Source organism: Streptomyces sp. NPDC005303 (genome assembly GCF_040607335.1).
Classification (GTDB): domain Bacteria; phylum Actinomycetota; class Actinomycetes; order Streptomycetales; family Streptomycetaceae; genus Streptomyces.
The window spans coordinates 22,244-32,519 of the sequence record NZ_JBEXGM010000052.1 but is presented as its reverse complement, the minus strand read 5'-3'; the positions used below and the strand labels follow the sequence as shown (position 1 = coordinate 32,519).

Below are 10,276 nucleotides of genomic sequence, written 5' to 3'. Positions count from 1 at the left end.
GCCGCCACGGCCGCGCGCTCGGCACGGCCCCGCAGGAGACCGGTGCGCAGGTGGGCGCCGATGCGCAGGTTCTCCTCGACGCTCAGCTCGTTGAAGGTGCCCCGGCCCTCGGGCACGTGCGCCACGCCGAGCCGGGCGGCCTGCTCGGGCGAGCGGCCCAGCAGCTCCGTACCATTCAGGGTGATCGAGCCTCGGCCGCGGGCCATGCCGCACAGGGCCCGCAGCATCGTGGTCTTGCCCGCGCCGTTGGGCCCGAGGATCGCGCACACCTCTCCGCGGGCGACGGAGAAGTCGAGGCCCTGGAGCACGCGGGCCTGGCCGTATCCGGCGTGCAGGTCGGAGACCTTCAGGAAGTCCGGCTCCACGCTCTCCGCGGACTCGGTGGGGTCGGAGGTGGGCTCGCTCATGCGGCCACCCCCAGGTACGCCTCGACGACCGCCGCGTCGCGCTGGATCTCCTCGGGCGAGCCCTCGGCGATCTTGCGGCCGAAGTCGAGGCAGACCACCTTGTCGCACAGGCCCATCACGAAACCCATGTGGTGTTCGACCACCACGAGGGTGAGGTCGAAGTCCTGGCGCACCGACCGGACCAGATCTGCGAATTGGTCGACCTCGCCGTGGCTGAGCCCGTTGACGGGTTCGTCGAGCAGCAGCAGCCGCGGCCGTACCGCGAGGGCCCGGGCGAGTTCGACGCGTTTGAGCGTGCCGAACGGCAGCCCGGAGGCGGGGTGGTCGGCGATGTCCGCCAGGTCGAGGCGCCGTAGCAGGTCGTCCGCCTGGTCACTCAGTTCCCTCTCCTCTCGCCGGACGCGGGGCAGCCGGAGCGCCGCGGCGAGGTGTCCGGTGCGCCCCCGGCTGTGGGCGCCGACCATGACGTTCTCCCGGACCGTGAGCCGCGGGAACAGGCCGAGATTCTGGAAGGTGCGGGCGATGCCGCGCCCGGCCACGGTGTGCGGCGGAAGGGCGAGCAGGTCCTCACCCTCGAACCGCACCGTTCCCGCATCGGGGGTGCAGCGCCTGGTGAGGCAGTTGAACAAGGTGGTCTTGCCGGCTCCGTTGGGCCCGATGAGCCCTACGGCGGTGCCCGGCTCGACAGTGAATCCGACACCGTCCAGTGCCGTGATCCCGCCGAAACGCACGCTGATACCGTCGACCGCGAGCATGAGTGACGCCCTTTCCGACGTGCTGAGGGGTGGGCGAGCGCCACAGTAGGTGGGGGTGTTCGGGGCGCACATTGGGTGTGAGCACCCAACTTCTCGGTCGCCTACCTGTGCGCGGCGCACAGGTTCCCGCGTATGTCTCACCCCGAGCCTGTTGACGGAGCACGAGTCGGGCCGCGACGATCGGCGCCATGCCGCGCGGTCCTGCCCTGGGCACCCCTCGACTCTCCGAACCGCTCCGCCGCGAGCGGCGGCGGATCCTGCATGCCGTCAACGACCGGATCGAGGAGGTGGCGGAGACCGCCGTCGAGGTGATGCGCACGGAGATCCCGTCGTACGCGCTGCAGGACGAGCGGTTCTTCCACGACGTACGGGATCAGGTGCTTGAGCACTACCGGATGCAGTTGGCGGCGTTGGCCGGCGACCGGGACATCGCCCCCGAAGACCTCGTGTTCAGCCGCGGGGCAGCGATGCGCAGAGCACGCGCGGGGTTCGCCCTGGAGGACTGGATCAGTGCCTTCCGAGTCGGCCGACAGGTGCTGTGGGACGCGCTGCTGGACTGCGCGGGCACGTCCGCCGAGGCCCAGCAGGCCGCGCTGTCCCTCGTCACACCGCTGATGCGGTACGTCGACTACGCGAGCACCCATGCCGCACAGGCGTACGTCGAGTACCAGCAGCACGTGGTGGCGGACGCGGACCGGGAGCGCCGGGACCTCCTGGACCAGCTCCTGGCCGGCGTCGCACCGACGCGCGGTCCGCTGTCCGCCGCGGCGCAGGCGTACGGCATCGGACCGCGCTCGCAGATGATGACGGTCGTGGCGGTGTGCGTCGGCGACACCCGCACCGGGGACCTCACCTCGGCCGAGAGCGGGTATGCGACCAGCGCGTCGATCAGCGTCGCCGGGCCCTGGGCCGGCAGAACCCTGGTCGTGGTGCGCCACGGCGAGGTGGTGGCCGTACCCGTGGTCCGGGCCGGCATGAACACGGAGGACATCTGCGCCCACTTCGAGGCCGTGCAGCGGCGGCTCGCGCGGGAGGGAAACATGCTCGCCATGGGCATCAGCACGGTCGCCCAGGACGCGTCCGAACTGCCGCGCGCTTACGAGGAAGCGCGGGCCGCCCTCGACCTGGTGCCGAGCGAGGGCGGAGTGGCGGCGCTGCCGCGGCTGTCCCCCTTCGACTACCTGGCGCTGCGCGCCGACGACCTCGCCCGCCAGCTGGTCGATCCCCGCGTGCGTGTGCTGCTGGAGGAGGACCGCAAACGCGGCGACACGCTGGCCGCCACCATACGGGCCTTCTCGGAGGCGGATCTCAACCTGCGGCTGGCCGCCGACCGGCTGCGGGTGCACCACAACACGGCGCACTACCGGCTGCGCCGGATCGAGGAACGCACCGGCCGCAATCCGCGCCGGATCGCCGACCTCCTGGAACTGCTGGTCGCCCTCGCCATCCGCGACGGGGCCGGAGAAGGTGGGGATCGTCAGTGAGCGGCATCGTGGAGCCCACCGGGGCCGAGGCGGCGCGTCAGCTGCCGGAGGGGCAGGGGAGCATGGGCCCGTCGCAGGGACACGCCGGTCAGGACCGCTCGTTCCGGCGTGTGCTGCTGGACGCCGCGCTGGAGGTGTTCGCCGCGCGCGGTTACACCGACGCCGGCCTCACCGAGATCGCCGCACGTTCCGGCATCCCGGTGGGCAGCCTCTTCCAGCACTACGGGGGAAAGCGAGGGCTTTACCTCGCCCTTTGGGAGGAGTTCCGGGAGGAGCAGGAGCGCCGGACCGCGGCCACGGTGACCGCCGAGCGCGCCCGTGGCGTGGACGACCCCGTCGCCCTCTTCGTGGCGGGATCCAGGGCGTACCTGGAGGGCGCCTGGGACAACCGGCGGCTCGGCAGACTCCTCGTGGAGGACGACGGCCCGGCGGGTTTCGACGCGCTGCGTCGTCAGTGGGACCGCGCGTGGGTACGGCGCAACTCCCGGCTCCTCAAGGTGGACGAGCGGCGACGCGCCGGGCGGGTCCGGGTGAGCGTACTGACCACCGTCATCGGCGGGGCGGCGCGCGAGCTGGGCGACTGCGCGGACGAGACGGAGGCCCGGGGGATCGTGGACGAGGTGTGCGGCATCCTGATCCATCTGTCGACACCGCCCGGCTGAAACACCCCACCCACGGCTCGATAGGGCGCCTCACGAGGGAGCGATTGGCCCACGCCCGCCCGCAGCGGACTCCGTGACTCCATTCCAGGCAGTTCTGGACGCCGGACGCGCCAGCCCTCACGCCTGGGAGGGGGCCACACGCGCGCCGGGCTCCGGAGGCCAGGGCGAGGTCATGTGACTTCTGAGCGGCCCGGGGGTCTCCACTTCAGATCCCGGCTTCGCCAGCGATTCGACCCGCCTTGCCCACGAGCGCGTTGATGCGTTCCATCGTGGGCGTCCCTGAGTCGCTCCTCCCCGGGACGACGCCGACCGCGGTGCCCCTGACCTGGGCCGCGGCGGTGTCTGCCGCTTCCTGGGACCGGGGGTGAGGACGGACGATCCCGCCGGCCCGTGGCGATGGCCTGGGCGATCGGCGGCCCGGTACCGCGCCAGGGGCCGGTGACGACGGCGGTGCGACCGGTGGGATCGAGTCCCGCCGTCTCAGCTCACCGCTGCCGTGGCCGCGTCGCGGTACTGCCGCAGTTCCTGTCTGGCGATGGCCCGCTTGTGGACCTCGTCGGGACCGTCCGCCAGCCGCAATGTCCGCAGCTGCGCGTACATCATGGCCAGCGGGAAGTCGTCGGTCACTCCTGCTCCCCCGTGCACCTGGATCGCGCGGTCGACGATCTTCAACGCGATGTTGGGGGCGGCCACCTTGATGGCCGCGATCTCGGTGCGCGCTTCCTTGTTCCCGACCGTGTCCATCAGATACGCGGCCTTGAGCGTGAGCAGGCGGATCATCTCGATGTCGATGCGCGCTTCCGCGATCCAGTCCTGGATGTTGGACCGGTCGGCAACCGGACGACCGAACGTCACACGTGACTGCGCGCGCCGGCACATCAGCTCCAGCGCCCGCTCGGCCGCGCCGATCGCCCGCATGCAGTGGTGGATACGACCGGGCCCGAGCCGGGCCTGGCTGATCGCGAAACCCTCGCCCTCGCCCTTGAGTACGTCCTTGGCCGGCACGCGTACGTCGGCGAAGTCGATTTCGGCGTGCCCCTCACGGTCCTGGTAGCCGAACACCGGCAGCCCGCGCATCACCGTGATCCCGGGGGCGTCGATCGGGACGACCATCATCGACTGCTGCCGGTGCGGGGCGGCGGTGGGGTCCGTCTTCCCCATGACGATGAGCACCTTGCAGTTGCGGTGCAGGGCGTTGGACGCGAACCACTTGCGGCCGTTGAGCACGTACTCGTCGCCTTCGCGCTCCATCCGCAACTCGATGTTGGTGGCGTCGGAGCTGGCGACACGCGGCTCGGTCATCGCGAAGGCCGAGGCCATCGTCCCGTCGAGCAGGGGCTTCAGGTACTTCTCCTTGTGCTCGTCACTGCCGAAGAGCGTGAGCACCTCCATGTTGCCGGTGTCGGGAGCGTTGCAGTTGCACGCCTCGGAGGCGATGTGGCTGCGACCCATGATCTCCGCCAGCGGCGCGTACTCCAGGTTCGTCAGTCCCGGGCCCCACTCGCGGTGCGGGTGGAAGAGGTTCCACAGTCCGCGCCTGCGAGCCTCCGCCTTGAGGTCCTCGATGATCGGTGGGTGGAAGTGCGGGTCACCCGACGCGCGCATCTGCTCGTGGTACACCTCCTCAGCGGGGTAGATGTGCGAGTCCATGAACTCAAGCAGGTCCGCCTGGTACCTCTTCGCGCGGTCCGACGTCTCAAAAAAGGACATCTGTACTCCTGACGGGTAGGGAGGAAAAACTCGGTCGGCGCTTGACGAGGTGGTCGACCACACCTTCGACGACATCGGGCCCGCGGAAGGCGTCGTGGTCAGTGCCTTCTCGGCGTGCGGCATACGACTCGACAGCGAGGTGAACCGGGCCGGAGCCGGGCCGAAGCGAATGTCGCAGTGGAGCGCCGCCACCATGCGCGGGCCGACGGCCACCCCGCGCCGGTCACGCCGTCGCCGGCAGGGAACCCCCGCCATGGCGTGACGGGCTCTTCTCTCTCACTCTGTATACTTGAATCCGATGTCAAGTTCAATAGATGTCGGCGCGGCAGCACGCGAGCACGCGGTGACCGCAGCCTGTCACCACGGGCATGAGCGGCTCGCCGGACAGACCGTCAAGGAGCTCGACTCCACGGGAACGGCCGGCGCCTGGCGCGGTTGTCCCGTCCGCGAGGGAGGGCGAGAAGGAATGCAGGTACCCGGCTGTACCGGGTGTGATCACGTACCCGGCTGTACAGAGTGTGCTGAGGCAGGCGGTCCAGGCCGCCGGATCAGCGGTGGCCGGGGAACCGCAGGGCGTTCGCCCAGAGCCGCGTGACCGTGGACACGAGCTCCTCGAAGTCCACCGGCGTGCCTTCCTCTTGCTCTTCACAGAGCACGAAGGCGTTGTAGGCCATACCGCTGACCATGCCCGACAGCGCACGGGAGGCCATCATCGGATCGACCTCACGGTCTGCGACACCACGCGCTTGCAGGTCCGCGATGCCGCGGGCATTGCGGCGGATGAACGCGTCCCCGCGCCGGCTTCGGAACTCACGGAACTCCGGCTCCACTTGGGCGACCTGCTCAAGCAGTGCCATCAGCTTCGCATTCCGTTTGTACGCCTCCAGATACGCGCGATTGCTCGCCTCAAGTACCGCATAGGGATCGTCGGCACCCTGCACCCGGCCCATGCCGGGGTGCATCATGTCCTCCTGCGCCTCCAGGAGGACGGCGGCAAGCACCTCTTCCTTGTTGGCGAAGTAGGTGTAGAAGGATCCCGCCGCGCATCGGGCCTCTTTGGTGATGTCGGTCAGGCGGGTGTCGAGGTAGCCGTCCCGTTCGAACACCTTCCGCGCGGCCTTCACCAGAGCAGCCCGTGTCCGCGCTCCCCGCTGCGTCGTGGGCGGCTCGCGAAGTTGCGAGAGAGGCGCCATGGGTGGTGCCGTCTCGCCGTCGATCTCCCCGGGCGCAGTGGTGTCCATCCCCGAACTTTACTTGAATCCGACGCCATAGTCATAAACAGACGTCAATCCCGAAGTTGCGGTACCGACCCGATCCTCACTGCGCCCGAGCGGTCGGTCCCGTCAGGTGGTGATCCTGAAGCGTTCGGCGAGTCGGCGGCGGGTATCGGCGGCACTCGTGTGCAGGACGCCTCCGATTCCGATCCGCGCCGCCCCGTCGAGGTTCTGCTGCAGATCGTCGATCATGACTGCCCCCTCGGGATCGATGTCGAGGCGTTCACATGCGATCGCGTAAATCCGCCGGGAAGGCTTGCGGACCCCGACCTCGGCGGAGATGACGACCACGTCGGCGACAGCGGCGAGGTCGACGCCGTCGTAGGTTCCGGTTCCGAACGAATTGGATACCAGCGCTACGGGGTAGCCGGCGCCTCGAAGATCACCGAGCAGCGCGAGCATGTCCTGGTCGATCGACATTCCCGCCTGCATGCGGGCCGTGAGCCCCTCGGCCGGTACGTCGGCGCCATGAACGCGGAGACGCTCGGCGAATCCCCGCTCGAAGGCTTCGGCGTCGATACGGCCGCATTCATGGTCGGCCAGGAGGGTGCGTGACGGCTGGTCCCGGGCGAGCAGGTGCAGCGGCAGGCGCGGGTCGCCGCCGAGCGAGGCGCCGAAGTCGGTGAAAGCCCGCAACACACTGGACGTGATGACCCCGCCGAAGTCCACCAGGACCGCGGTTCGGGCCTTTTCCACCATGTTCGACACGATATCCACGCCTCTCTCCAGCGTCGGCTCGCCGCCGTCCCCTGCGGACAGCGGCCATGTTTCTCCCGCAGGGATGCGGACCTCAGGCGGTCTCGAACAGTCCGGCCGCGCCCATTCCGCCGCCGACGCACATCGAGATCACCACATACCGGGCACCGCGGCGCTTGCCCTCGATGAGGGCATGCCCCACCAGACGGGCACCGGTCATTCCATAGGGATGGCCGACCGAGATCGCCCCTCCATTGACGTTGAACCGCTCCGGGTCGATGCGCAGTTCGTCACGGCAGTACAGCGCCTGGGAAGCGAACGCCTCGTTGAGTTCCCACAGGCCGATGTCGTCGATGGTGAGGTCGTGCTGCTTCAGCAGCTTCGGAATGGCGAACACCGGGCCGATGCCCATCTCGTCCGGTCCACAACCGGCGACGGTCATACCCCGGTAGACGCCCAGCGGTTCCAGTCCGCGGCGCTCGGCCTCCTTCGACTCCATCAACACCGATGCCGAAGCCCCGTCCGACAACTGCGAGGAGTTGCCAGCCGTCACGCTGGAATGCGCGCTCACCTGACCGTCGGGCAGCACCGGCGCCAACCCGGTCAGGCCCGCGAGCGTCGTCGACGCGCGGTTGCCCTCGTCCCGGGTCAGGGTGATCTCCTCGTCCCGAACCTCGCCGGACTGCTTGTCGAGGACCTTCTTGACGCTGGTGAGCGGGACGATCTCCTGGTCGAACCGGCCGGCCTCCTGCGCCGCCGCGGTGCGCTGCTGCGACAGCAGGGCGAACTCGTCCTGGCGCTCCCGGCTCACGCCGTAGCGTTCGGCGACGATCTCCGCCGTCTGCAACATCGGCATGTAGATGCTCGGGTTGTGCTCGACCAGCCAGGGATCCGCCATGCGGTGGGTGTTCATGTGGTCGTTCTGCACCAAGGAGATCGACTCGCCCCCGCCGCCGACAGCGATCTCCATGCCGTCCGTGACGATCTGCTTGGCGGCCGTCGCGATGGCCATCAGGCCCGACGAGCACTGCCGGTCGATCGTCATCCCCGACACGCTGTCCGGAAGTCCGGCACGCAGAGCGGCCTGGCGGGCGAGGTTGAACCCGGAGGACCCCTGCTGCACGGCGCAGCCGAAGATGACGTCCTCGACCTCGCCTCCCTCAAGCCCGGCGCGCCGCACCGCGTGCGCAAGGGCATGGGCGGCGAGTTCCTGTGCCTGGGTGTCGTTGAACGCGCCCCGGTATGCCTTGCCGATCGGCGTTCGTGCCGTCGAAACGATGACTGCTTCCCTCATGTGGCCTCACTGCTTCCTGTTGGTCCCGTCGGCCCGGGAGCTTCGGGGCCGGCATTTCGAGCTCCGTGAGCCGGGCTCGATACCGGTGGGCGGCACCGATCGCCGACTGCGGCGTGGTGTGATCGGTTATATTTGAATTCGGCGTCATGTTCAACAGGGCAGGCTTCCAGCAGGCTGGGCTCGTCGGCAACGGCAGGCCGCGGCGCCGGCCTACGTACCGCACCCGTCGGAGTCCGGTGCTCTCACCACGGCGCTCAACTGGTACCGGGCCAGCTGGCGCGATCGGCCTCGTCGACGTGCCCACGCTGTACGGCTGGAGCACGGAGGACAGCGCGTTCGGCCCAGCGGCCGCGCAGGCCGGTGCGACCGTTGCTTCGCCCGTGATTTCGGGTTCGGGACCGCCGCCCGCACCGAGCGTGAGCTGTGCCCCTGGGCCGGCCCATCAGTGGGCTGGCATAGGGGCGGCACGCACACTCGCCCCGCGAACTATGTTGTACCGCCACATGTGCCCTTGACGTGCGCGTTCCTACGGTGTGCGAACACGTACCCGTCCCCACCGCACACGAGGAAGTGGCGCACATGGCCTCCGCAGCATCCGCTCCCCCGACACCGAGCAACCTCAAGCGCATCGTCGCCGCCAGCCTCATCGGCACCACCATCGAGTGGTACGACTTCTTCCTCTACGGCTCCGCGGCCGCCCTGGTCTTCAACAAGCTGTTCTTTCCCGACTCCGATCCGCTCGTCGGGACGTTGCTGTCCTTCCTGACGTACGCCGTCGGATTCGCCGCCCGGCCGGTCGGCGCCCTGGTGTTCGGACACTACGGTGACCGGCTCGGACGTAAGAAGCTGCTGGTCCTGAGCCTGCTGCTGATGGGTGGGGCGACCTTCGCGATCGGGCTGCTGCCGACGCACGCGACCGTCGGCACGGCCGCGCCCGTGCTGCTGACCGCGCTGCGCCTGGTCCAGGGCTTCGCGCTCGGCGGAGAGTGGGGCGGGGCCGTACTGCTCGTGTCCGAGCACGGGGACGCCAGGCGGCGCGGCTTCTGGGCCTCGTGGCCGCAGACCGGTGCACCGGCCGGACAACTCCTGGCCACGGGTGTGCTGTCACTGCTGACGGCCGTCCTGTCGGACGCCGCCTTCGGCAGTTGGGGCTGGCGGATTCCCTTCCTGCTCTCCGGCGTCCTGGTGGCCGTCGGTCTGTGGATCCGGCTGTCCGTCGACGAATCCCCCGTGTTCAAGCAGGCGTTGGCGCAGGCGGAGGCCCGCAAGGCGGCCCGGGACGGTGCGACCGAGAAACTGCCGATCGTCTCCGTGCTGCGCCACCACTGGCGCGACGTGCTGATCGCGATGGGCGCGCGTATGGCGGAGAACATCAGCTACTACGTCATCACCGCGTTCATCCTCGTCTACGCCACCACGTCGGCCGGTGTCTCCAAGCAGACGGCTCTCAACTCGGTGCTGATCGCCTCGGCCGTGCACTTCGCGGTGATCCCCGCCTGGGGCGCCCTGTCGGACCGCATCGGCCGGCGCCCCGTGTACCTGTTCGGCGCGGTCGGCGTAGGGCTGTGGATGTTCCCGTTCTTCGCGCTGGTCGACACCGGCGGCTTCGGCAACCTGATCCTCGCGGTGACCGTCGGACTCATCATGCACGGCGCCATGTACGCGCCCCAGGCCGCCTTCTTCTCCGAGATGTTCGCGACCCGGATGCGGTACTCCGGTGCCTCCATCGGTGCCCAGTTCGCCTCCGTCGCGGCAGGTGCCCCGGCCCCGCTCATCGCCACCGCGCTGCTCTCCGACTACGGCAGCTCCACCCCGATCGCCCTCTACGTCATCGCCGCGGCCGTGGTGACGGTCGTCGCCGTCGGTGTCGCCAAGGAGACCCGCCACCGGGACCTGTCCGGCGTCGAGCCGGAGGCCGAGCCGGGGCCGGCGGCCGCGTCCCGCGCGGCGGACGCCCGGACCGCCTGAGCCCGGGCGCCCAGGCCCGACCGGCC

The 10,276-nt window shown here is 69.6% G+C and carries 9 protein-coding genes; 3 read left to right on the top strand and 6 right to left on the bottom strand.

The window, feature by feature from the left end; genetic code table 11:
• Both ABZT93_RS38245 and ABZT93_RS38240 read right to left on the bottom strand, forming a co-directional pair.
• Positions 1-407: ATP-binding cassette domain-containing protein (locus tag ABZT93_RS38245; protein WP_356113371.1), on the bottom strand; the 407-nt coding region annotated here is incomplete at its 3' end.
• On the bottom strand, positions 404-1,162 hold the full coding sequence (locus ABZT93_RS38240; protein ID WP_356113369.1) for an ABC transporter ATP-binding protein: 759 nt from the start codon (positions 1,160-1,162) through the stop codon (positions 404-406). The genes ABZT93_RS38240 and ABZT93_RS38245, both read right to left, overlap by 4 nt.
• 188 nt (positions 1,163-1,350) lie before the next feature.
• On the opposite strand from ABZT93_RS38240, the gene ABZT93_RS38235 reads away from it, so the two are divergent.
• Both ABZT93_RS38235 and ABZT93_RS38230 read left to right on the top strand, forming a co-directional pair.
• The gene (locus ABZT93_RS38235; RefSeq protein ID WP_356113368.1) at positions 1,351-2,646 is read left to right on the top strand and encodes a helix-turn-helix domain-containing protein; all 1,296 of its coding nucleotides are present in this window, start codon (positions 1,351-1,353) and stop codon (positions 2,644-2,646) included.
• A complete protein-coding gene (locus ABZT93_RS38230) occupies positions 2,643-3,308 on the top strand; it encodes a TetR/AcrR family transcriptional regulator (protein ID WP_356113366.1) in 666 nt (221 codons plus the stop codon). The genes ABZT93_RS38235 and ABZT93_RS38230 overlap by 4 nt, the downstream gene beginning before the upstream one ends.
• 480 nt (positions 3,309-3,788) lie before the next feature.
• Here ABZT93_RS38230 and ABZT93_RS38225 read toward each other — a convergent pair whose 3' ends face one another.
• The 4 genes from ABZT93_RS38225 to ABZT93_RS38210 form a co-directional block, all read right to left on the bottom strand.
• Positions 3,789-5,018 (bottom strand): acyl-CoA dehydrogenase family protein, encoded by a 1,230-nt coding sequence (locus ABZT93_RS38225; protein WP_356113364.1) that lies wholly within the window; start codon positions 5,016-5,018, stop codon positions 3,789-3,791.
• A 548-nt stretch (positions 5,019-5,566) separates the two neighbouring features.
• On the bottom strand, positions 5,567-6,259 hold the full coding sequence (locus ABZT93_RS38220; RefSeq protein ID WP_356113362.1) for a TetR/AcrR family transcriptional regulator: 693 nt from the start codon (positions 6,257-6,259) through the stop codon (positions 5,567-5,569).
• 102 nt (positions 6,260-6,361) lie between these two features.
• The gene (locus ABZT93_RS38215; protein WP_356113360.1) at positions 6,362-6,991 is read right to left on the bottom strand and encodes an HAD family phosphatase; all 630 of its coding nucleotides are present in this window, start codon (positions 6,989-6,991) and stop codon (positions 6,362-6,364) included.
• Positions 6,992-7,082: 91 nt separating this feature from the next.
• On the bottom strand, positions 7,083-8,282 hold the full coding sequence (locus ABZT93_RS38210; RefSeq protein WP_356113358.1) for an acetyl-CoA C-acyltransferase: 1,200 nt from the start codon (positions 8,280-8,282) through the stop codon (positions 7,083-7,085).
• Between the two features lie 579 nt (positions 8,283-8,861).
• Between ABZT93_RS38210 and ABZT93_RS38205 the strand changes: the two genes are divergently transcribed.
• Positions 8,862-10,250 carry an MFS transporter gene (locus tag ABZT93_RS38205; RefSeq protein ID WP_356113356.1) on the top strand — a complete coding sequence of 463 codons (1,389 nt, stop codon included), beginning with the start codon at positions 8,862-8,864 and terminating at the stop codon, positions 10,248-10,250.
• Positions 10,251-10,276: the final 26 nt, after the last annotated feature.